Annotated in this window: 18 protein-coding genes; 3 read left to right on the top strand and 15 right to left on the bottom strand. The window is 65.3% G+C overall.

Annotated features, from left to right (window positions below; translation table 11 throughout):
- Positions 1–99: 99 nt before the first annotated feature.
- The 4 genes from gshA to BDD18_RS09780 form a co-directional block, all read right to left on the bottom strand.
- Positions 100–1,395, bottom strand: a complete 1,296-nt coding sequence (gene gshA, locus BDD18_RS09795) for a glutamate--cysteine ligase (RefSeq protein ID WP_066695355.1) — start codon at positions 1,393–1,395, stop codon at positions 100–102.
- A gap of 121 nt (positions 1,396–1,516) precedes the next feature.
- Positions 1,517–2,983 carry a TrkH family potassium uptake protein gene (locus BDD18_RS09790; protein ID WP_142082984.1) on the bottom strand — a complete coding sequence of 489 codons (1,467 nt, stop codon included), beginning with the start codon at positions 2,981–2,983 and terminating at the stop codon, positions 1,517–1,519.
- A gap of 166 nt (positions 2,984–3,149) precedes the next feature.
- Complete coding sequence (gene trkA, locus BDD18_RS09785) at positions 3,150–4,628, bottom strand: Trk system potassium transporter TrkA (RefSeq protein ID WP_142082982.1); 1,479 nt, start codon at positions 4,626–4,628, stop codon at positions 3,150–3,152.
- Between the two features lie 77 nt (positions 4,629–4,705).
- Positions 4,706–5,986 carry a glutamate-5-semialdehyde dehydrogenase gene (locus tag BDD18_RS09780; RefSeq protein ID WP_142082981.1) on the bottom strand — a complete coding sequence of 427 codons (1,281 nt, stop codon included), beginning with the start codon at positions 5,984–5,986 and terminating at the stop codon, positions 4,706–4,708.
- A 65-nt stretch (positions 5,987–6,051) separates the two neighbouring features.
- On the opposite strand from BDD18_RS09780, the gene BDD18_RS09775 reads away from it, so the two are divergent.
- Positions 6,052–6,336, top strand: coding sequence for a hypothetical protein (locus BDD18_RS09775; RefSeq protein WP_142082979.1), 285 nt, complete (start codon positions 6,052–6,054; stop codon positions 6,334–6,336).
- Between the two features lie 380 nt (positions 6,337–6,716).
- Here BDD18_RS09775 and BDD18_RS09765 read toward each other — a convergent pair whose 3' ends face one another.
- From BDD18_RS09765 to BDD18_RS09755, 3 genes are all read right to left on the bottom strand, one after another.
- The gene (locus BDD18_RS09765; RefSeq protein ID WP_170207390.1) at positions 6,717–8,036 is read right to left on the bottom strand and encodes an NAD(P)/FAD-dependent oxidoreductase; all 1,320 of its coding nucleotides are present in this window, start codon (positions 8,034–8,036) and stop codon (positions 6,717–6,719) included.
- Positions 8,037–8,083: 47 nt separating this feature from the next.
- Positions 8,084–9,139, bottom strand: coding sequence for a DNA polymerase III subunit delta (gene holA, locus BDD18_RS09760; RefSeq protein WP_142082976.1), 1,056 nt, complete (start codon positions 9,137–9,139; stop codon positions 8,084–8,086).
- 138 nt (positions 9,140–9,277) lie between these two features.
- The gene (locus tag BDD18_RS09755; protein WP_142082974.1) at positions 9,278–11,041 is read right to left on the bottom strand and encodes a methyl-accepting chemotaxis protein; all 1,764 of its coding nucleotides are present in this window, start codon (positions 11,039–11,041) and stop codon (positions 9,278–9,280) included.
- A 485-nt stretch (positions 11,042–11,526) separates the two neighbouring features.
- On the opposite strand from BDD18_RS09755, the gene rocF reads away from it, so the two are divergent.
- Positions 11,527–12,492, top strand: coding sequence for an arginase (rocF, locus tag BDD18_RS09750; protein ID WP_142082972.1), 966 nt, complete (start codon positions 11,527–11,529; stop codon positions 12,490–12,492).
- 106 nt (positions 12,493–12,598) lie between these two features.
- On the opposite strand, the gene BDD18_RS09745 is transcribed toward rocF, so the two are convergent.
- The 6 genes from BDD18_RS09745 to BDD18_RS09720 all read right to left on the bottom strand — a co-directional run bounded on the left by BDD18_RS09745 (position 12,599) and on the right by BDD18_RS09720 (position 18,735).
- On the bottom strand, positions 12,599–13,102 hold the full coding sequence (locus tag BDD18_RS09745) for an LPS-assembly lipoprotein LptE (RefSeq protein ID WP_142082970.1): 504 nt from the start codon (positions 13,100–13,102) through the stop codon (positions 12,599–12,601).
- A 2-nt stretch (positions 13,103–13,104) separates the two neighbouring features.
- Positions 13,105–15,798 carry a leucine--tRNA ligase gene (gene leuS / locus BDD18_RS09740; protein ID WP_142082969.1) on the bottom strand — a complete coding sequence of 898 codons (2,694 nt, stop codon included), beginning with the start codon at positions 15,796–15,798 and terminating at the stop codon, positions 13,105–13,107.
- Between the two features lie 241 nt (positions 15,799–16,039).
- Entirely contained in the window at positions 16,040–16,468 is a 429-nt protein-coding gene (locus tag BDD18_RS09735; RefSeq protein ID WP_142082967.1) for an ExbD/TolR family protein, read from the bottom strand.
- Positions 16,465–17,187, bottom strand: coding sequence for a MotA/TolQ/ExbB proton channel family protein (locus BDD18_RS09730; protein WP_142082965.1), 723 nt, complete (start codon positions 17,185–17,187; stop codon positions 16,465–16,467). The genes BDD18_RS09735 and BDD18_RS09730 overlap by 4 nt, the downstream gene beginning before the upstream one ends.
- 14 nt (positions 17,188–17,201) lie before the next feature.
- Positions 17,202–18,047, bottom strand: a complete 846-nt coding sequence (gene dapB / locus BDD18_RS09725; protein WP_066691488.1) for a 4-hydroxy-tetrahydrodipicolinate reductase — start codon at positions 18,045–18,047, stop codon at positions 17,202–17,204.
- Between the two features lie 121 nt (positions 18,048–18,168).
- Complete coding sequence (locus tag BDD18_RS09720; protein ID WP_044399064.1) at positions 18,169–18,735, bottom strand: outer membrane protein assembly factor BamE; 567 nt, start codon at positions 18,733–18,735, stop codon at positions 18,169–18,171.
- A 97-nt stretch (positions 18,736–18,832) separates the two neighbouring features.
- On the opposite strand from BDD18_RS09720, the gene fur reads away from it, so the two are divergent.
- Positions 18,833–19,249, top strand: a complete 417-nt coding sequence (fur, locus tag BDD18_RS09715) for a ferric iron uptake transcriptional regulator (RefSeq protein WP_142082963.1) — start codon at positions 18,833–18,835, stop codon at positions 19,247–19,249.
- 52 nt (positions 19,250–19,301) lie between these two features.
- Here fur and hprK read toward each other — a convergent pair whose 3' ends face one another.
- Both hprK and BDD18_RS09705 read right to left on the bottom strand, forming a co-directional pair.
- Positions 19,302–20,258: an HPr(Ser) kinase/phosphatase gene (hprK, locus tag BDD18_RS09710; protein WP_142082961.1), complete on the bottom strand. Its 957-nt coding sequence runs from the start codon at positions 20,256–20,258 to the stop codon at positions 19,302–19,304.
- A 51-nt stretch (positions 20,259–20,309) separates the two neighbouring features.
- Positions 20,310–20,777, bottom strand: coding sequence for a PTS sugar transporter subunit IIA (locus BDD18_RS09705; RefSeq protein ID WP_044399059.1), 468 nt, complete (start codon positions 20,775–20,777; stop codon positions 20,310–20,312).
- Between the last annotated feature and the right edge of the window lie 136 nt (positions 20,778–20,913).

Raw genomic sequence — 20,913 nt, 5'->3', positions numbered from 1 at the left:
AAATATGTTGCACCGCAACAACTGCCATCTACCACCCCTGGCGTCCAAAGGCCAGACGTGGCAAGGGCGGCGGCCAAGCCGCAGCGCTACAGCCGGGGGTCAGTCGTACACCTCGGCGTCGGGGTCGGTGGCTTCCAGCTCGTAGCTGGCCGCCAGCATGGCCAGGCGGGCCACCACGCCATACATGTAGAACCGGTTGGGCGCACTGACCCCAGGGCGCACACCCGGCTGGGGCATGTGCGTGCTGTGCTCAAAGGCCAGGGGCACAAAGCTGGCGCCGGGCGAATTGAGGTTCTCGTCCACCCCACGCTCGGCGTGCATGCGGTAGAAACCGCCGACCACGTAGCGGTCCATCATGTAGACCACCGGCTCGGCCACCGCATCGTTCACCCGCTCCTGGGTCAGCACACCTTCTTGGATGATGACGTCAGACACCGTCTGGCCGTCCTTGATGACGGCCATCTTGTTCTTGGTTTTGCGGTTGAGCGCGTCCAGCTCCTTGGCGTCGCGTACGGTCATGATGCCCATGCCGTAGGTGCCGTTGTCGGGCTTGATCACCACAAACGGCTTTTCATTGATGCCGTATTCCTTGTACTTGCGGCGCACCTTGGTCAGCAGCGCGTCGGTGGCGGCCTGCAGGGCGTCCAACCCGGTGTCCTCGGCAAAGTTGAGCCCGCCCACCTGGCTGAACATCGGGTTGATAAGCCAGGGGTCAATGCCCAGCATCTTGCCGAAGCGCTTGGCCACCTCTTCGTAGTTCTTGAAGTGGGTGCTCTTGCTGCGCACGCTCCAGCCCGCGTGCAAGGGCGGCAGCAGATACTGCTCGTGCAGGTCTTCCAGAATGCCGGGGGCACCGGCAGACAGGTCGTTGTTGAGCAGGATGGTGCAGGGGTCAAAGTTCTTGAGCCCCAGGCGCCCCTTGGTACGCACCACAGGCTCCAGCGTCACCGAATCTCCGTTGGGCAACTCGATGAGCGTGGGTTTCTTGATCTCCGGGCTGATGGACCCCACCCGCACATTCAGGCCGGCCATGTTGAAGATGCGCTGCAGCTGCACCACGTTGGCCAGATAGAACGTGTTGCGGGTATGGTTCTCGGGAATGATCAGCAGGTTGCGCGCTTCGGGGCAGATCTTTTCGATGGCCGCCATGGCCGCCTGCACGGCCAGGGGCAACATTTCCTTGGTCAGGTTGTTCCAGCCGCCGGGAAACAGGTTGGTATCCACCGGCGCCAGCTTGAAGCCCGCGTTGCGGATGTCCACCGAGGTGTAGAACGGAGGCGTGTGCTCCATCCACTCCAGACGAAACCAGCGCTCGATGGCAGGCATGGAATCCAGAATGCGCTGTTCAAGCTCGTTGATGGGCCCGGTGAGGGCCGTGATGAGATGCGGAACCATAAAACCCCTCGGGGGACACGTTGGAGGACGATTGTAGGGAACTGGGATTCCGGGATGTGGGGGCGACCGCCGGTTTCGCAATGCCGGTACCCCGGCTGGGCGAAAAATCCCAGGCTCGCCGTCAACGGCGCCAGAACGCCGGGGTGAGCACGGCCATGAAGCTCAGAATCTCCAGCCGCCCCAGCAGCATGGCCAGCGTGCACACCCACACCTGAAAGTCCGTCAGCACCGCAAAGTTGGAGGCTGGCCCCACCGCGCCCAGCCCGGGCCCGGCACAGTTCACGCTGGCCAGCACGGCAGAAAACGCCGTCACCGGGTCCAGGTCAGTCAGCAGCAGCACCATGCTCAGGCCAATCACCGTCGCGCCGTACACCAGCATGAAGGCCAGCACCGAGAAGATCACGCGGTTGTCCACCACGGCATCGCCCAAGCGCACCGGCTGCACGGCGCGGGGGTGCACCAGCCGCGTCATTTCGCGGCGGGCCTGCTTGACCAGAATGAGCATGCGCACCATCTTGATACCGCAGCCGGTGGACCCCGCACTGGTGGCCACGCCCGACAGCAGCAGCATCAGCACCGGCGCAAACACCGGCCAGCCGAGGTAATCCACCGTGGCATAGCCCGTGGTGGTGGCCAGCGACACCACATTGAACATGCCGTGGCGCAAGGCAGTCAGTGGCTCATACACCCCCTTGGCCCACAGCAGCAGCGACACGACCAGGCCACCCACGATGAGCGTGCCCAGCGTGGCGCGCAGCTCCGGGTCGCGCCAAAAACCGCGCCAGTCGCCTTTGCGGAAGGCCACGAAATACAGCGCAAAGTTGCAGCTGGCCACCAGCATGAAGACCACGGCAATGGCTTCAAGCAGCGGCGACTGAAAGTGCCCAAAGCTCGCGTCGTAGGGCGACAGCCCGCCCAGGCTCACCGTGGTGAACATGTGCATCACCGCGTCCAGCGGCGCCATGCCGCCCAGCCAGTAGGCCAAGGCGCAAGCCACGGAGAACAACGCATACACACCCCACAGCCCCTTGGCCGTGCCGGTCATGCGCGGCGTGAGCTTGGCGTCTTTCACCGGCCCGGCGGCCTCGGCCTTGAAGAGCTGGCTGCCACCCACGCCCAGCAAGGGCAGCACCGCCACGGCCAAAATGAGAATGCCCATGCCGCCCAGCCACTGCAAGAACGTGCGCCAGACGTTGACGGACACCGGCAACTGGTCCAGCCCGCTCATCACCGTGGAGCCCGTGGTGGTCAGGCCCGAAACGGCCTCGAAGTACGCATGCGTGAACGACAAGGGTCGCCCAAGGTGGTGCCCCGCCAGCATCAGCGGCAGCGCGGCAAACAGCGGCAGCAGCAGCCACACCAGCGACACCAGCATCACCCCGTGGCGCGGCTGCAGCTCACGCCGAAAGACGCGAAAGCTCCACCACAGCCATGCGCCGACGAATGCCGTGGCGGCCATCGACAGCGGGTACACAAACAGGACGCCATCGCGCGCCCACCACGACACCGCCGTGGGCAAGACCAGGGACGACGCAAAGATCATCACCAAAATGCCCAGCACGCGCAGGACAGGAAACATGTCGGTCATGATGAAAGCCGTTTGTTCAGCACGCTGCACACGGCCTGATTCTGGCGCGGCCCATGCGAGGGCAGCCCCGCAAGGGCCGCCCCGCCGCGGTGGCTGCGTCCCCCTGCCCGCATTGCGCAGCCATGCGAGAGCGGGGGGAAGGCGCGAAGCGACTCAGGGGGGTGCATCAAAAAAACGTGGCGCTCACGCGGAAGAGCTTTTCCACTTCGCGCACCAGGCGCTTGTGCGGCAGGAAGAACACCACATGGTCATTGCTCTCCAGCACGGTGGAGCTGCGCGGAATGATCACCTGCGGCTCGGCGGGCTCCGCAGGCAGGGGCAGCGCTTCGGATTCAGATGCAGACGCCAAGTGGTCGGGCAGACCACGCACGATGAGGCCGATGTGCACATCGCGCGGCAGGGGCAGCTCGCTCACCTTGCGGCCGACCACGCGCGAGCTTTTGCGGTCGCCACGCGCCACGATCTCCAGCGCCTCGGCCACGCCCCGGCGCAGGCTGTGCACGGCCTGCACGTCGCCCTGGCGCACATGGGCCAGCAGCTCACCCAACATGGCCTGCGCGGGTGACAGGGCAATGTCGATCTGCGTGCCGTGCATCAGGTCGGCATAGCTGCGCCGGTTGATGAGGGCCAGCACCCGGCTGGCGCCCATGCGCTTGGCCAACAGGCACGACATGATGTTGTCCTCGTCGTCCTCGGTCAGCGCCAGGAACAAGTCCACCTCTTCCACGCCCTCATCGCCCAGCAGGTCTTCGTCGGTGGTCTCGCCCTGCAGCACCAGCACCGAAGGCGGCAACGCCGAGGCCAGCTCCACACAGCGCCGCGGGTCTGATTCGATGATCTTGAGGTGAAAGCGCCCTTCTTCCTGGCCCAACTGCTGCGCCAGGCGCAGGCCCACGCGGCCGCCGCCCGCAATCATGATGCGGCGCACGGGCTGGGGCTGTTGGGAGGCTGGGCGGTGCAGGGCGGCCAGCACGTTGGAAATGTGCTCGTGCGCGGCCAGCACGAACACCTCGTCCCCCGGCTCGACGCGCGTGCGGCCGTCGCAGGCGATGAATCGGTCAGGCTCGTCGGGGAAGCGTCGGTAGATCGCCACCATGCGCATCGCCAGCTCCGGCGCACTCTCGCGCAGCGCGCCGATGGAGTGCCCGACCATGGGAGCCCCCACCCGCGCCCGCACCGACACCAGGCAAGCGCGGCCCCCGGCAAATTCGCGCACCTGCATGGCCTCGGGGTACTCGATGAGCTTGCCGATGTAGCGGGTCAGCGATTCTTCGGGGCAGATGATGCGGTCCACCGCAAACCCCTCGGGGCCCACCAGCCGCTCATGGGCCTCGAAGCCTGTAGACCGCACCCGCGCGATACGCTTGGGGATGTTGAACAGCAGCTGCGCCATCTTGCAGCACACCAGATTGGTCTCGTCCTGCGCGGCGCAGGCAATCAGCAGATCGGTATCGCGCGCCCCGGCCTCGGCCAGCACGGCGGGCTCGATGCCGTTGCCCACCACCCCACGCAAGTCAAACCGCGCCTGAAGATCGCGAAGGCGCTCGGCATCGGTGTCGATGACGGTGATGTCGTTGCGTTCGGATACCAGGCTGTCGGCCACACTCGCGCCCACACGGCCGGCCCCGAGGATGATGATTTTCATAAGAAATTGGGCTCCTGCCGCCTATTGACCAGCGCAAGCAGCTATCAAAACAAGAGCAAAAACCCTGACCTCCCGCCTCAGCCGCGCACTTCGCCTTCGCCCAGCACCACGTACTTGAGCGAGGTGAGCCCCTCAATGCCCACCGGCCCGCGCGCATGGAACTTGTCGGTGCTGATACCGATTTCAGCCCCCAACCCATATTCAAAGCCATCCGCAAAGCGCGTGCTGGCGTTCACCATCACGCTGGCCGAATCCACCTCGCGCAGGAAGCGCTGGGCGTGCATGTGGTCGCGCGTCAGGATGGCATCGGTGTGGTGGCTGCCGTAGCGGTTGATGTGCGCAATGGCTTCATCCACACCCGCCACCACCTTCACGCTGATGATGGGGGCCAGGTATTCCTCGCTCCAGTCCTGCTCCGTCGCGGGCACCAGTTGGGCCCCGGCCACCGATTGCAGAATGGCCAGCGACTCAGGGCAGCCGCGCATCTCCACGCCCTTGGCGGCATACACCGCGCCGATTTTGGGCAAAAACTCCGCCGCCACACCCCGCGCCACCAGCAGGCCTTCGCTTGCGTTGCAGGGGCTGTACTTGTTGGTCTTGGCGTTGTCGGCCACCTTCACCGCCATGGCGATGTCGCAGGGGTCGTCCACATAGGTGTGGCAGTTGCCGTCCAGGTGCTTGATGACGGGCACCTTCGCCTCGCGGCTGATGCGCTCGATCAGGCCCTTGCCGCCGCGCGGGATGATCACGTCCACAAACTGCGGCATGGTGATGAGCTGGCCCACGGCCTCACGGTCGGTGGTCTGCACCAGCTGCACCGCGTCTTGCGGCAGGCCCGCCTCGGCCAACGCCTGCTGCACCAGCTTGGCGAGGGCCCGGTTGGAATCAATCGCCTCCGAGCCACCACGCAAGATGCAGGCGTTGCCGCTCTTGATGCTCAAGGACGCGGCCTCGATGGTCACGTTGGGGCGGCTCTCGTAAATCATGCCGAACACCCCAATCGGCACGCGCATCTGCCCCACGCGGATGCCGCTGGGTTGCTGCTTCATACCAATGATCTCGCCAATCACATCGGCCATGGCGGCGAGCTGCTCACAACCCTGGGCGCAGGTCTCCAGCACCTTGGGGCTGAGCTTCAAGCGATCCACCATCGGCTCGGCCAGCCCGGCAGCGCGGGCGCGCTCCAGATCACGGGCGTTGTCCACCTGCAGCGCTTCGGTCTGCTCACGCAGCAGACGGGCCAGGGCCAGCAATGCTTTGTTTTTGATAGCTGCCGGCGCTTTCGCCATCAGCGCAGAGGCCGTTTTTGCCTGGAGACCGAGGGAGTGCGTGTATTCAGCGACATTGAGGGCATTCATCCGGCGATTTTGCCGCAGTTGGCCTTACCCTTGCGCCCTGTCCCGTTGCACACCACCGCACCACCATGACCGACACCCCATCAGCCCAGCTCACCACCCTGGCCCAAGCCCTGCAAGCCTTTGAACGCGGCGACCACACCGCCGCCGCCCTCGGCACCCTGGCCCGCCAGCAAACCACCCTGCTCGCCACGCTGCCTCCGCGCTACGGCGAAGTGCTGCTGAACCTGCTGGACCGGCTGGAATCCAGCGCACTGTTTTCGGAAGAAAGCTGCTCGTTCAGCCAGAAGGACTTGGTAGCGAACCTGACGATGTGGGTAGAAAAAGCCCAGGCCACACTAAGCGCCAGCTGACGCCCCCAGGGCCGAGCGCAGCAAAGGCCCGAATGGCTGCTCGGCTCTCCCACCCCTCTGTATGCGCCGAGGAGCGCAGCGGCCAGCGGATCAGGGCTCGCGATTGTCTGAGCGAAGCGAGTTCGAGCGAGACCCCGCTGGACGCGAGCACCGCAGGTTGCCCCGGAGCGAAGCGCAGGGGACGCAGACAGTGGGGTCGCCTTTTCTTTGCTTACTTTCTTTTGGCGAAGCAAAAGAAAGTGAGTCGCCAGCCGGGGCGACAACCCGGCTCCCGCCCTGCGCATATGAATACCACCAAATCCGCGAGCAAGCCCAGGCAACCACTACAAATTTGATAGCTGCTAGCGCTTATCCCACAAGCGCCAGCAGCCCAAAACACTTCAAACCTCCGCCCGCCCCAACCACTTCTCCCGCGCAATATAAGCCCGCACCCCCACCCCCATGAACGGCTGCGGCGGCATGCGCGCCGGCCCACCCAACGCCAACGCATGCGCCAGCAACGGGTGGTCCTGCCCCAGCGCCAAATCCGCCGCCAACGCCCCCAGCGCAGTGAACTTGACCACCCCCGCCCCATTGCACCCAGCGACTCCATGCACCTGCGGGGCCAGCCGCCCCCAACGCGGTGCCCCATTGCGGGTGATGGCGATGGAGCCTTCCCAGAAATGCTCCAGCGCCACATCACCCAGCTGCGGAAAACGCGCGGCAAATACAGCGGCATGCTCGCGCCGCACCCGCTCGCGCACCGCAGGGCTGACGCGGAACTGCGGCGCATATTCAAAGCCCTGGCGCACCAGAATGCGGTGATCGTCCGTATAGCGCAGCGTGGCCCCCGTGACGGCGCTGGCGGGCGTCACGCCCCAGCCCTCGGGCGCGCCCAGGCGGCTGCGCTGCTCGGGCGTGAGTGGCGCGGTGAGCGATCCAAAGGTGACCAGCGGAAACGTCTCCGCCCCCCAGGCGCTGCCAAACAAGCCCAACTGCTGCGCAAAGCCATTGGCCGCCAGCAGCAGCTGCGGCGCACGCACGCGGCCGTGCGGCGCGTGCGCCACCACTTGGCCGCTCGACAAATCCAGCCGCTGCACGGGCGTTTGCTCGTGCAAGGTCACGTTATCGGGCAGCGCATCGGCCAGCCCCCGGCACAGCGCGGCAGGGTTGAGCAGCACGGTGCCTGGCGTGTACAGCCCGGCGGCAAAGTAGCGGGTGCCCAGGCGCGCGGCCAGGGCGTTGCGGTCCAGCAGCTCGTGCGGAGCCCCCAGGGCGCGCAGCTCATCCACATGGTGCTGAAGCGTGCGCTCGGCCGCGGGCGATACGGCGCAGTGGTACTTGCCTGCGCGGCGCCACTGGCAGTCGATGCGGTGCTGCGCCACCAGCCCCTCCAGGTCGTTCATGCCCGCCGTGAGCAAGGCCTGGTAGTGCGCGGCCTGGCGCAGTTCTTCGAGCGAGCTGCCAATGTTGTGCGGCACATCAATGGCAAAGCCCGAGTTGCGGCCCGAGGCGTTGTTGCCCACGGTGCCTGCATCCACCACCACGATGTGGGCGTGCGGGCGCAGCTCGGCCAGGCGGCGCGCCGCAGCCAGGCCCGCAAAGCCCGCGCCCAGCACCAGCCAGTCGGCCACCACATCGCCCTGCAGCGCGGGGCGCGGCGTGCGTGGGGGCAGGATGGCGGACCAGCCGTTGGTAGCGTCGTCGTTGGGAAGGCGCATGGGCCGGGAACCCTGCGAGGGCCGCAGGGTGGCATCCACAGGCGCCATCACCGGGCCGCGCTGGTCAAGCGGCAGAGCTGGAAAGCCAGGCGCTGCAGGGCCTGCCAGCCGTCTTGCGGCCAGTCGGGCACCTTCAGGCCCTTGACGATGCCGTCCACGATGTGGGCGGATTGCAGCAGGCGCGCCAGGGCGGCGTCACTGGCCTTGGGCAGGATGCGTTCAAACAGCCGCTCCTTGGGGCCCCAGATGCGGTTTTCGCGCAGGGCCATGGGCAGGGGCTTGCCGGCGTTCATGGCGTCTTTCACGCGCTTCAAGGCGCGGATGTCCTCGGCCAGCGCCCAGTGCACCAGCACTTCGGCCTCGCCCTCGGCCTGCAGGCCGTCGAGCATGCGCTGCACGCGGCCGGTCTGCCCGGCCAGCACGGATTCGGACAGCTTGAACACGTCGTAGCGCGCCACGTTGAGCACGGCGGCTTCGACTTGGGCCTGGGTCAGTTCACCCGCCGGGTGCAACAAAGCCAGTTTCTGGATCTCCTGGTGCGCGGCCAGCAGATTGCCTTCCACGCGGTCGGCAAAAAACTGCAGGGTGCGTTGGCCCTCTTCGCCCGCCACCACGCGCTGGTCTTGCTGGGCCAGGCGCTGGGCAATCCACTGCGGCAGCTGGCCGCGTTCGATGGGGTCGATCTGGATGGAGACGCCGTTGCCCTCCAGCGCGGCAAACCAGGCGCCGGTCTTGGTGGCTTTATCGAGGCGCGGCAGCATGACCATGGTGAGGATGCTGTCGTTGCCCCGGACTGATTCAGCGATCTGCTGCAGTGCCACGCTGCCATCCTTGCCGGGCTTTCCAGAGGGGATGCGGATCTCGACGATCTGCTTGTCGGCAAACAGGCTCAAGCTGCCGCCAGCGGCGAGCACGGCGCTCCAGTCAAAGTGGGCACCGGCCACGGTGTAGCTGCTGCGTTCGGTGTAGCCCTGGGCACGGGCGGTGGCGCGGATGGCGTCGGCGGCTTCCTGCTGCAGCAAGGGCTCGTCGCCGTGCAATACATAGAGCGGCGACAGGGCCCGTTGGAGGTGGGTGGAGAGTTGGGCCAGGGCGACTTGCATGGGCAAAGTTTATCGCCCCCAGGCGGGCTGCCCGCCGCGCCGGGGCGGCGCGTGCAGGGCTTTGGTCTTTTAAGCCTCTAGCGCTTATCTACAAAGCGCCAGCAGCTATTCTTTTAATAGCAGACTGGCGTTCGATGTTCAGAAGCTTTCCCAATCATCTTCACTGCCCTTGGCCGCGGGCGCGGGTGCAGGGGCTGCGGGCTTGGCGCTGTGGGCCAGCTTGGCGCTGTGGGCCAGCTTGGCGGCGGGGGCCGGTTTGGGGCGGGCCGCCACCGCAGGCTTGGCCGGGGCCGGGGCAAAGCGCGGCGCGGGGGCCGCTGCAGGCCGGGGGGCCGGAGCGGCGCTGCGGGCGCTGGTGGCGCCCACGTTGAACACGCTCACCACTTCGGCCAGGCGCTGCGCCTGGTCGCGCATGGAGGCGGCAGCGGCGGTGGACTCTTCCACCAGCGCAGCGTTTTGCTGCGTCATCTGGTCGAGGTTGGCCACGGCCTGGTTGACTTGGCTGATGCCGTCGCGTTGTTCGGTGGATGAGGCGGTGATTTCGCCAATCAGGTCGCTCACGCGGCGCACGCTCGCGACGATCTCTTCCATGCTTTGCCCGGCCTGGGCCACCTGGGCCGAGCCGGACTCTACGTTTTCGACCGACTGGTTGATGAGGGTCTTGATTTCCTTGGCAGCTTCGGCGCTGCGGCCGGCCAGACTGCGTACTTCGCTGGCCACCACGGCAAAGCCACGGCCTTGCTCGCCAGCGCGGGCGGCTTCCACCGCGGCGTTCAGCGCCAGGATGTTGGTCTGGAAGGCGATGGAGTCGATGACGCCAATGATGTCGCTGATCTTGCGGCTGCTTTCGGTGATCTGCTGCATGCTGGTGACCACCTGGCCCACCACTTCGCCGCCACGGGCTGCGGCCTGCGCGGCGGTGCCTGCGAGCTGGTTGGCCTGGCGGGCAGTGTCGGCCGACTGGGTGACGGTGGCTGTCAGCTCTTCCATGCTGGATGCGGTTTCTTCGAGATTGGCCGCGGTTTGCTCGGTGCGGGCCGAGAGGTCGTGGTTGCCGTTGGCGATCTGGATGGAGGCGCTGGAGACGGAATCGACGCCCTGACGCACCTCGCTCACCACGCCGCGCAGGCGGGCCGACATGTCATTGAGGGCGCGCAGCATCTGGCCGAGTTCGTCTTTGCGGCTGGTTTGCAGCTCGCGGGTCAGGTCGCCTGCGGCGATGGCGTTGGCGGTGTCCACCGCTTGCTGCAGGGGCGCGGTGATGGAGCGCACCAGCAGCCAGGCCAGCAGCGCGCCCGCAGCAAACACGACCAGCGCGGTCAGCGTGCTGATCACGCCCGAGCGAATGCGCTGGGCCATGGCCTCTTCGCGCACCGCCTCACGGCGGCGTTCCAGCTGGGCGATGAATTCGTCTTGCGCCTTGAGGTAGCGCGCCACCATGGGGGTGAGCTGCTCGTCGGCAAAGCGCTGGGTTTCCACCGCATCGCCCGCGCCCTTGAGCTCCCAGGTCTTGGCCACGGCTTCCAGCACCAGCTTGCGTTCGGCCACCACCTTGTCGATGGCGGCTTTTTCCTCAGGGGCGGTCGCCCCTGCCACGATGGTTTCCTGGATCTTGTTGATGTCGCCGACGATTTCCTTCACCCGCGCGTCGTACTGCTGTGCCAGCACGGCGTCGGTGGTCACGGCGCCGCCCATGATCATGTTCACGGCCGTTTCGGTGCCGCCGCGCCAGCGCACGGCTGCCACCACACGGGTGTCGATGTCCACCACGGCATCCATGGCGCGCGCCATGGTGGTATTGCCGCGGTTTTGCGCAATGCCCGACACCAACGCCATGGCCACCATCAACCCCAAAAACGCAAACCAGAGCTTGCGCGAAACGCGAATGTTGTCGAGCTGCATATTATTCTGCCTCTAAATGGATAACCAGCCAGCCCATGCCCGACACATCTGATTACAAAAACCAGTCTCCGCAGTGTGCGCACTGAAGCGGATCGGTTGTCTCCGTAGTAACCCGCAAGCCCCCAGGGCTGCGATGGTTACATGAATGTTACAACCCTCCCGCGACGCCACGCTTGCACGGTCGATTTGCGCAGTTGCATCTGTCAATTTGCGTCATTTATCGCGCCAAATGCTCAACCCGCTGTCTTTCCACTGGCGCCGCGTTGGCACAAAATCCTGCAAACCTGCCGTGGCTGTGATTAGAACCCCTGGCTTTTCACTGCCACAGCCCCGGCTGTCGCCTGCTTGTCATTGAGGGCATGGTGTGCCCTTCATGCCACTCCGCGCACAGCCAAGGTCAGAACGCCCCAGGCCGGGGCAACGCCGTTGCGCCGCCCCAGGGCGCCTGCCACACTCACCCAACCATCGCCTTCCACCCCACAGACATGACCCACGACCTGCCCGCCACCCTGCCCCGAAGCCTCCCGCCTTGCAGCCTGATTGGCGCGCCCACCGACATTGGCGCCGGCGCACGCGGCGCATCCATGGGCCCCGAGGCCCTGCGTGTGGCGGGCTTGCAGGCGGCGCTGGAACTGCACGGCCTGCAGGTGCTGGACCGGGGCAACCTAAGCGGCCCTTCCAACCCCTGGCAGCCCCCGGTGGATGGCTACCGCCACCTGCCCGAGGTGGTGCAGTGGAACCGGCTGGTGTATGGCGCTGTGTATGCCGAGTTGCAACAGGGCCACCTGCCCATCTTGCTGGGTGGCGACCACAGTCTGGGCCTGGGCAGCATCAGCGCCGTGGCCCGCCATTGCGCCGAAAGCGGCAAAAAGCTGCGCGTGCTGTGGCTGGATGCCCATGCCGACTTCAACACCAGCGCGCTGACGCCCAGCGGCAATGTGCACGGCATGCCCGTGGCCTGCCTGTGCGGCTTTGGCCCGGCCGAACTCACGCAGCTGGCCCACATGCCCGGTGGCGGCCCGGCGCTGCACCCTTCGCAAATCCGCCAGATCGGCATTCGCAGCGTGGACGCAGGCGAAAAGCGCTTTGTGCACGAGCAGGGCCTGGAGGTGTTTGACATGCGCGCCATTGACGAGGTGGGCATGCGCCAGGTGATGGAGCGCGCCCTGGCGGGCATGGACGCCGACACCCACCTGCATGTGAGCTTTGACGTGGACTTTCTGGACCCCGACATTGCCCCCGGCGTAGGCACCACCGTGCCCGGCGGCCCCACCTACCGCGAGGCGCAGCTGTGCATGGAGATGATTGCCGACAGCGGCCGCCTGGCCTCGCTCGACATCGTGGAGCTGAACCCCGCGCTGGACGTGCGCAACAAGACCGCTGTGCTGGCGGTGGACCTGGTGGAGTCGCTGTTTGGCAAGAGCACGCTGATGCGCACGCGGCCGTTTTGATGGCGCAGGGCCAGCGGCCTGCTCAGCGCCCAGAAAAAAGCACTGGCGCTATATTTTCAATAGCTGCCAGCGCTTGATTCATAAGCCCCACAGGGCGATTTCGTGCTTACATCGGCAATCTGGCCACCGACAGGCGCCGCAGCAACTGCTGCACGATGTCGGTCTGCATGTTGCGGTACTGCAGGGCTTCTTCCGCCTCTTTCGACAGCGCCAGGGTTTCGTTGTAGCTCATGTCGCGCTGCTGCTGGATTTCGGTCTCGGGAATCATCTCCACCCCGGCCGCGGTGCGCAGGCGGAACTTCACCTTCAGGCGCAGTTGCAGCTCGCGCACCTGGCCCGAGGCGTTCTGGCCCACCACGATGCGCTCGCGCTGCTCCGACAGGATGTCGATCACGGCCTGCGCAGAAGGCAGATCGGTGGCGTTGCGCAGCACCTTGAGCGGGCTGCCCGAGCCCTCCAGCGTGCGCTGCAGTTCGCGGGCCAGGGCCGAACTGGCGGGCGCGGCGATGTACAGCGACGAGAACGAGAACTCCGGCACGCCCCGCAGGCGAAAACCGCAGCCCGCCAGCACAGCCGCCGGGACCAGTCCGAGCAAGGTGCGCTTGTGCATGCTTACACCACCACGTTGACCAGACGACCCGGCACGACGATGACGCGCTTGGGGGCCGCGCCACCGCTGTGGGCGGCAAAGGCTTCGCTGGCCAGCGCAATGCGCTCGATCTCGGCCTTGTCGGCCTGCGCGGGCACCAGGATGGAGCCGCGCAGCTTGCCGTTGACCTGCAGCATCAGCTCGATCTCGTCCTGCACCAGCGCATTGGCATCCACCTGGGGCCAGGCGGCGTCCAGCAAGTCGCCCAGCACACCGGCGTAGCCCAGGCTTTCCCACAGGCTGTGGGCAATGTGCGGTGTGGCGGGGTACAGCACGCGCAGCAAGATGCCAAAGCCCTCGATCAGTGCGACCTGACCACCGGCGGTATCGACGGCCTTGAAGTCTTCCAGCGCGTTGATCATCTTCATCGCGCCCGAGACCACGGTGTTGTACTGCATGCGCTGGTAGTCGTAGTCCACCTGCTTGAGCACGTTGTGGATTTCGAGGCGCAGGGCCTTGGCTTCCTTGCCAAATTCAATGTCTTTCAGGCTGCTGGCGCTTGCTACGCTTGCGGTGGCAGCTCCCATATCCATAGCAGACAGCTTCACGCCAAAGTTCCACACACGGCGCAGGAAGCGGTAGCTGCCCTCCACAGCCGCGTCGTTCCACTCCAGCGTGGCTTCGGGCGGGGCGGTGAACATGGTGTACAGGCGGGCGGTGTCGGCGCCGTACTTTTCGATCAGGTCCTGCGGGTCCACACCGTTGTTTTTGGACTTGGACATGGTGCCCACGCCCTCGTAGTCGATGGGCGTGCCCACGGGCAGCAGGCCGTCGCCGCTGGTGGCTTCGTTCTTGAGCTTGGCGCCGATGATCTTGCCGCCTTCATCCAGCACATGCTCCACGTCGTGCGGCCAGAAGTAGTCCTTGCCACCCTTGGCGGTGCGGCGGCTGTAGATGTGGTTGAGCACCATGCCCTGCGTGAGCAGCTTGGTGAAGGGCTCATCGACCTTGACCAGACCGAGATCGCGCATGACCTTGGTCCAGAAGCGGGCGTACAGCAGGTGCAGGATGGCGTGTTCGATGCCGCCGATGTATTGATCCATCGGCATCCAATAGTCGGCACCGCCAGCCACCATCGCTTCGGCATTCTTGGGGTCGCAATACCGCATGAAGTACCACGAGCTGTCCACGAACGTGTCCATGGTGTCCGTCTCGCGGCGCGCAGGCTTGCCGCAGACAGGGCAGGTCACGCCGGCGTGGAAGCCTTCGTGCTTGTGCAACGGGTTGCCCGAGCCGTCGGGGATGCAGTCTTGCGGCAGCACCACGGGCAGGTCTTTTTCCGGCACGGGCACGGCGCCGTGTTCATCGCAGTGGATGATCGGGATCGGCGTGCCCCAGTAGCGCTGTCGGCTCACGCCCCAGTCGCGCAGGCGCCAGGTGGTCTTCTTCTCGCCCAGGCCCTTTTGCTCCAGCGCATGGGCCACGGCGTTCACGGCTTCCTTGTACGACAGGCCGCTGAAGCTGTCGGAGTTGATGGTCACGCCGCGCTGCTTGTCGCCGTACCAGTCCTGCCACTGGTGGTAGTTGAACGTTTCGCCGTCCACCAGCACCACTTGCTTGATCTCGATGCCGTACTTGAGCGCAAACGCAAAGTCGCGCTCGTCGTGGGCGGGCACGCCCATCACGGCGCCATCGCCATAGCCCATTAGCACGTAGTTGCCGACCCACACCTGCACCTTTTCGCCGGTGAGCGGATGGGTGACGTACAGGCCCGTGGGCATGCCCTTTTTCTCTTGCGTGGCCAGCTCGGCTTCGGTGGTGCCGCCGGTCTTGCATTTCTCGATGAACGCGGCCAGAGCCGGGTTGCTCTTGGCGGCATGGGTGGCCAACGGGTGCTCAGGCGCCACGGCGCAGAAGGTCACGCCCATGATGGTGTCGGCGCGCGTGGTGAACACGTACATCTTGCCGTCGCCAATCAGCGCGCCGTCGTCGCCCTGAATGTCGTGCGTGAAGGCGAAGCGCACGCCTTCGCTCTTGCCGATCCAGTTTTCCTGCATCAGTTTCACGCGCTCGGGCCAGCCGGGCAGTTTGTCGCCGGTCACGAAGTCGAGCAGTTCTTCGGCGTAGTCGGTGATCTTGAGGTAGTAGCCGGGGATCTCGCGCTTTTCGACCACGGCACCGGTGCGCCAGCCCTTGCCGTCAATCACCTGTTCATTGGCCAGCACGGTCTGGTCCACCGGGTCCCAGTTCACCACCTGGGTCTTGCGGTAGGCAATGCCCTTTTCCAGCATCTTCAGAAACAGCCACTGGTTCCACTTGTAATACTCAGGGTCGCAGGTGGCGACTTCGCGGCTCCAGTCGATGGCCAGGCCCATGGCCTGCATCTGCTTTTTCATGTACGCGATGTTTTCGTACGTCCATTTCGCAGGCGGCACGCCGTTCTTCAACGCCGCGTTTTCGGCGGGCAGGCCGAAGGCGTCCCAGCCCATGGGCATCAAGACGTTGTAGCCGTTCATGCGCAGGTAGCGCGTGAGCATGTCGTTGATGGTGTAGTTGCGCACGTGGCCCATGTGCAGCTTGCCGCTAGGGTACGGCAGCATGGAGCAGGCGTAGAACTTCTTCTTGCTGGTGTCTTCCGTCACGCGGTAGGCGTCGCGGGCAGTCCAGTGGCTGTGCGCTGCGCGTTCAACCTCTTGGTGGGAGTATTTGTCTTGCATGGGAGCTTGAAGGTGAGAGGACGGAGCAGGCCCACCCTGGGCCGCAATCGGTGGATTTTAGGCGGTGCGGCGGCCAACGCCGGGCCAAACCGCACCGCGCCAGTGCGGCGTGGGGCCTGCCACCGCCAAGCCCAGCGATCACGCCACGCGCGAAAGTCGGGACATTTGCAATCAAATCGGCCTGCAGCGCTTTATCCACAAGCGCTAGCAGCTATTAATTCAATAGCAAATCAACCAGCCACTACGGGGCACTGACCTTGGCGGGCTCGGCCACGAAGCCGATGCGCTGCAGCCCCGCTTCATGGGCAGCGCCCATGATTTCGACCACGCGGCCATAGGGCACGGTGGCGTCGGCGCGCAGTTGCACTTCGGTGTCGGGCTGGGCTGCGCCTATACGTTGCAGGCGCACAGCCAATGCGGCTTGCGACAGGGGCTGATCATCCAGATAGGCTTGGCCCGTGGCATCCACCACCACGGTCACAAAATCAGGAGCCGCAGCGGGGCCCGTGCCTTCGGCCTGGGGCAAGTCAAGGCGGATGGAGCTGGCCAGCAGCGGCGCTGTCAGGATGAAGATGACCACCAGCACCAGCATCACGTCCACCAGCGGGGTCATGTTGATGTCGCTCATGGGCTGGGCGCCCGTGGTGCGTTCCAGCCGGCCGAAGCTCATGTGCTGGTGCCTTCTGGACCGCGCAGTGCACGGCCTTCTACGCCTTCACGCTGGGCCGGGGGCGTGCCCGCCAGCAGTTCACGCAAGTCGAGCGCAAAGCCTTCCAGGTCGGCCTCGATGCGGCCGATCAAGCGGCCGAACACGTTGTAGGCCAGCACGGCTGGAATGGCCACGGCCAGCCCAGCGGCAGTCATGACCAGGGCCTCGCCCACAGGGCCGGAGAGGCGGTCAATGGTGACCTGCCCGCCTCCACCCAGCGCCGTGAGCGCATGGTAGATGCCCCACACCGTGCCCAGCAAGCCCACAAACGGGGCGGTGGCGCCCACGGTGGCCAGCAGCACCTGCCCGTATTGCAGGCGGCCCAGCACCCCGTGCAAGGCATCGCGCAGCACGCGCGTGAGCTGTTGCGACAAAGGCCCGGCGGCGGCCAACGTAGTGCCCACAGAGGCCGCAGAGGGCTGAACCACCCCTTGCGCGGCTGCCACCAGCGGTGCCACCAGCGCCTGCGAATCCAGCGCGGCCAGCCGCTGGGCGGCCACATCGAGCGAGGGCGACTGCCAGACAGCGGCCATGCAGCGCGCCACGTCGCCGCCCGCGCGCAGCACCAAACGCGCCTTCCAGAGCATGACCACCCAGCTGGCCACCGACATGGCCAGCAGCACCACGGCGGCGCCCTGGGTCACCGCATCTCCCTGGAGCCACCAGTGAAGGGCGTCCATGGCGGGGGCCTGCGTCAGTTCTTGAGGTTGAGCACGTCGAACATGTCGAACATGCCGGTCTTGTGGGCCGCCAGAAAGCGCACGGCGCGCAGGGCGCCCTGCGCATACGTGGCGCGGCTGGAGGACTTGTGCGTGACCTCGATACGCTCGCCAATGCCCGCAAACAGCACGGTGTGGTCGCCCACGATGTCGCCACCACGGATGGTGGCAAAACCAATGCTGGAGGGGTCGCGCTCGCCCGTCACGCCTTCGCGGGCGTACACGGCGCAATCCTTCAAGTCACGGCCCAGCGCTTCGGCAATCACTTCGCCCATTTTGAGGGCCGTGCCCGAGGGCGCATCCACCTTGTGGCGGTGGTGCGCTTCGATGATCTCGATGTCGTACCCCGTGGCCATGGCCTGGGCTGCCATTTGCAGCAGCTTGAGCGTGACGTTCACGCCCACGCTCATGTTGGGCGAAAACATGATGGCGGTGCGCTGCGCAAAAGCGTCGAGTTCAGCCTTTTGTGCATCGGTAAAACCGGTAGTGCCAATGACGGCCTTCACCCCCAGCTCCGCGCACACGGCCATGTGGGCCAGGGTGCCTTCGGGGCGGGTGAAATCGATCAGCACATCGGCGTTCTGCAGGCCCGCCTTCAGGTCGGCGGTGATCGCCACGCCACTGGCGTAGCCAAGGAACGCGCAGGCGTCAGAGCCAATGCCGGGGCTGGAGGGCACGTCCAGCGCGCCGGCCAGCACGCAGTCATCGCTGGCACGGATGGCTTCGATCAGCATGCGGCCCATGCGGCCCGATGCGCCAGCCACCGCAACGCGGCAGGGGGTGGAAGAAGACGCCGCAGCGGCGGTGGTGTTCACAGACATGTCGATCCTGCAAAAAAGAGATCAGCCAAGAAATCAGCGTGCGCCTCGCGCGCATGGCGCTGCCGCGCGCCCGCCGTAAAAACGTACCCCACCATCATGGGCGGGGTATGCGCCCCGCAACTCAGCGTGACGACGATTCCAGGGGCGGGTAGCGGCCGGGCGTGGGTGCTGAGGGCGCTGGCGCTGCGGGTGCAGCGGCCGCCTCTGCCTTGCGGGCGGGGTAGCGGGCCAGCTGGGCCTCGGTAGCCTCCAGCGAAGGCACCTTGGGCTTGCCTTTGTGCGATCCCAGGGTGGCGACGAATTCGGTTTCAGAGGGCATCTCGTCGCCCTCGAAGCGCGCCAGCGTATCCCCCTGGAAGAACACGGTGAGCTTGCGCGATTCCATTTCAGAAGATGGGCGCTTGATGGTGAACACGTACTCCCAGCGATCACCATGGAACACGCTCGTCACCAGGGGCGTGCCCAGGATCTCGCGCACCTGCTGGCGGCTCATGCCCGGCTGCAGCGCTTGCACCTGCTCGCGCGACACGAAGTTGCCTTGGACGATGTCGATCTTGTAGGGAGTGATTGCGTTGGCCACACGACGGCTGGCACCGTCGAAGCTGCCACATCCCGCCAGGACAGCGACTGCGGCGCTGACCCAAAGAATGCGGCCCAGGCGGGCGTTGCAACAGGCTTGGTCTGGCATGGGGAAAAGGGCAAAGGATATGATCAAACCATTGTAGCGGCAGCCTCCCCTCGCATGGGCGGGCCCATTCCCCCGCAACCGCAAGGAGCCTCCACCCATGACCAATATCGACGAACTCAAGAGCACGGGACTCAAAGCCACCCTGCCTCGCCTGAAGATCATGGAGATCTTCCAAAAAGGCGTGCAGCGCCACATGACGGCGGAAGACGTGTTTCGCGTGCTGCTGGAAGAACGCTCGGACATTGGCTTGGCCACGGTGTACCGCGTGCTCACCCAGTTTGAGCAGGCAGGCATCCTGATCCGCAGCAACTTTGAAAGCGGCAAGGCGGTGTACGAGCTCAACGAGGGCCAGCACCACGACCACTTTGTGTGCACGTCGTGCGGCAAAGTGGAAGAGTTTTACGACGCGGAAATTGAAAAGCGCCAGCAGCTGATTGCGAAGAACAAAGGCTGGGTGGTGGAAGACCACACCATGGCGCTGTACGGCCAGTGCGCCAATTGCGCTAGCAAGTAAGCGCCAGCGACACCAAAACGCCACGACGGCAGGGCGGCGTCAAAAGGCGAACTCAGCCCCCGCTGTCGCGCTCCATGGCACGGCGGTGGCGATCCACAAATTCCTGGTAGGTATCAATACCGCGCAACTGCAAGATGGTGTTGCGCACTGCAGCCTCCACCAGCACCGCAATGTTGCGCCCTGCCACCACCTGAATGACCACCTTCAGCACGGGCACGCCCAGCACGTCCTGGGTGAGCGGCTCGTAGGGCAGGCGCTCGTAGTCGCGCTCCAGCGTTTCCTTGCGCACCAGATGCACGATGAGCTTCAGGCGCATCTTGCGGCGCACCGCTGTCTCACCAAAGATGGCGCGGATGTCGAGCAGGCCAATGCCGCGCACTTCCAGCAGGTTCTGCAGCAGCTCGGGGCACTTGCCTTCGATGGTGGTCTGGTTGATGCGGTACAGATCCACCGCATCGTCGGCCACCAGGCCGTTGCCGCGCGAGATCAACTCCAGGCCCAGCTCGCTTTTGCCCAGGCCGGATTCACCCGTGATCATCACGCCCAGGCCCAGAATGTCCATGAACACGCCGTGCATGGTGGTGCGGTCGGCAAAGTGCTTGGACAGGTAGGCACGCAGCACGTCGATGACGAACGCCGACGACTCGTGCGTGGAGAACATCGGAATCTGCGCGCGCTCGCACATGGAGACCAGGGCGTCGGGCGCGGTCTGGTTGTCTGCCAGCACCAGCACCGGCGGCTCCAGGGTCACGATGCGGGCAATGCGGCGCTTGCAGTCGTCGGGCGATGCGTTGCTGAGGTACGCAATCTCGCGCTCGCCCAGAATCTGCACGCGGTAGGGGTGGATGTAGTTGAGGTAACCCACCAGGTCTGCGCCTGAGCGGGCAGAACGCACGGCCACTTCATCGAAGCGGCGCTCTGACGCCCCCAGGCCAGCCACCCATTCCCATTTCAGGGAACCACGGAATTCTTCAAACAGTACGTCAGCGCTGACTACGTTGGGTTTCACGGCGTGAGGGCGTTGGGTGGAACAAAGAACACGCCGTTCAGACCGGCGATGTCAGGCAGCCTGGGTGGACTGCCAGCCGGCAATCATGCCGTGCAGCTCGGCAGCGTCTACAGAGGCCTTGAGGCGCTCGCGCAAGCTGGCATCACTGAGCAGCTCGGCAATTTCAGAGAGGATTTCCAGGTGCTTTTGCGTGGCGGCTTCTGGCACCAGCAAAAAGATCAGCAGGCTGACCGGCATTTCGTCCGGCGCATCAAAACCAATGGGCTGCAGCAGCTGAAATACCGCCGCCATGGGTGCCTTCAGGCCTTTGATGCGCCCGTGGGGAATGGCCACACCATGTCCGAGCCCCGTCGATCCGAGTCGCTCCCGGGCAAACAGGCTGTCTGTGATGAGCGCCCGCGAAAGCCCGTGCTGGCTCTCGAAGAGCAGCCCCGCTTCTTCAAAAGCACGCTTTTTGCTGGTGGCGTCCACGCTCACAAGGACTTGAGCGGCGGGGAGGATAGAGGCGAGTCGGTTCATGGTCACAGTAACAATTATGCACACACTGGCAAAAACCCTGAGTAACGGAACGTGGCCCACAAAAAAACCGCCCCCAGGGGGCAATGCCAGTAAGTTAAGCAAAGGCCCTTCGGGGTCTTTGTTGTTTGTACAGTGC

The sequence above is a fragment of the Acidovorax temperans genome, assembly GCF_006716905.1.
Lineage (GTDB): Bacteria > Pseudomonadota > Gammaproteobacteria > Burkholderiales > Burkholderiaceae_C > Acidovorax > Acidovorax temperans.
This window is presented reverse-complemented; position numbering and strand designations above follow the sequence as displayed.

What these genes read in the sequence shown, in the direction of transcription:
- gshA (WP_066695355.1), bottom strand. Translation starts at nt 1,395, where the DNA reads ATGGTTCCGCATCTCATCACGGCCCTCACCGGGCCCATCAACGAGCTT.
- BDD18_RS09790 (WP_142082984.1), bottom strand. Translation starts at nt 2,983, where the DNA reads ATGACCGACATGTTTCCTGTCCTGCGCGTGCTGGGCATTTTGGTGATG.
- trkA (WP_142082982.1), bottom strand. Translation starts at nt 4,628, where the DNA reads ATGAAAATCATCATCCTCGGGGCCGGCCGTGTGGGCGCGAGTGTGGCC.
- BDD18_RS09780 (WP_142082981.1), bottom strand. Translation starts at nt 5,986, where the DNA reads ATGAATGCCCTCAATGTCGCTGAATACACGCACTCCCTCGGTCTCCAG.
- BDD18_RS09775 (WP_142082979.1), top strand. Translation starts at nt 6,052, where the DNA reads ATGACCGACACCCCATCAGCCCAGCTCACCACCCTGGCCCAAGCCCTG.
- BDD18_RS09765 (WP_170207390.1), bottom strand. Translation starts at nt 8,036, where the DNA reads ATGCGCCTTCCCAACGACGACGCTACCAACGGCTGGTCCGCCATCCTG.
- holA (WP_142082976.1), bottom strand. Translation starts at nt 9,139, where the DNA reads ATGCAAGTCGCCCTGGCCCAACTCTCCACCCACCTCCAACGGGCCCTG.
- BDD18_RS09755 (WP_142082974.1), bottom strand. Translation starts at nt 11,041, where the DNA reads ATGCAGCTCGACAACATTCGCGTTTCGCGCAAGCTCTGGTTTGCGTTT.
- rocF (WP_142082972.1), top strand. Translation starts at nt 11,527, where the DNA reads ATGACCCACGACCTGCCCGCCACCCTGCCCCGAAGCCTCCCGCCTTGC.
- BDD18_RS09745 (WP_142082970.1), bottom strand. Translation starts at nt 13,102, where the DNA reads ATGCACAAGCGCACCTTGCTCGGACTGGTCCCGGCGGCTGTGCTGGCG.
- leuS (WP_142082969.1), bottom strand. Translation starts at nt 15,798, where the DNA reads ATGCAAGACAAATACTCCCACCAAGAGGTTGAACGCGCAGCGCACAGC.
- BDD18_RS09735 (WP_142082967.1), bottom strand. Translation starts at nt 16,468, where the DNA reads ATGAGCTTCGGCCGGCTGGAACGCACCACGGGCGCCCAGCCCATGAGC.
- BDD18_RS09730 (WP_142082965.1), bottom strand. Translation starts at nt 17,187, where the DNA reads ATGGACGCCCTTCACTGGTGGCTCCAGGGAGATGCGGTGACCCAGGGC.
- dapB (WP_066691488.1), bottom strand. Translation starts at nt 18,047, where the DNA reads ATGTCTGTGAACACCACCGCCGCTGCGGCGTCTTCTTCCACCCCCTGC.
- BDD18_RS09720 (WP_044399064.1), bottom strand. Translation starts at nt 18,735, where the DNA reads ATGCCAGACCAAGCCTGTTGCAACGCCCGCCTGGGCCGCATTCTTTGG.
- fur (WP_142082963.1), top strand. Translation starts at nt 18,833, where the DNA reads ATGACCAATATCGACGAACTCAAGAGCACGGGACTCAAAGCCACCCTG.
- BDD18_RS09705 (WP_044399059.1), bottom strand. Translation starts at nt 20,777, where the DNA reads ATGAACCGACTCGCCTCTATCCTCCCCGCCGCTCAAGTCCTTGTGAGC.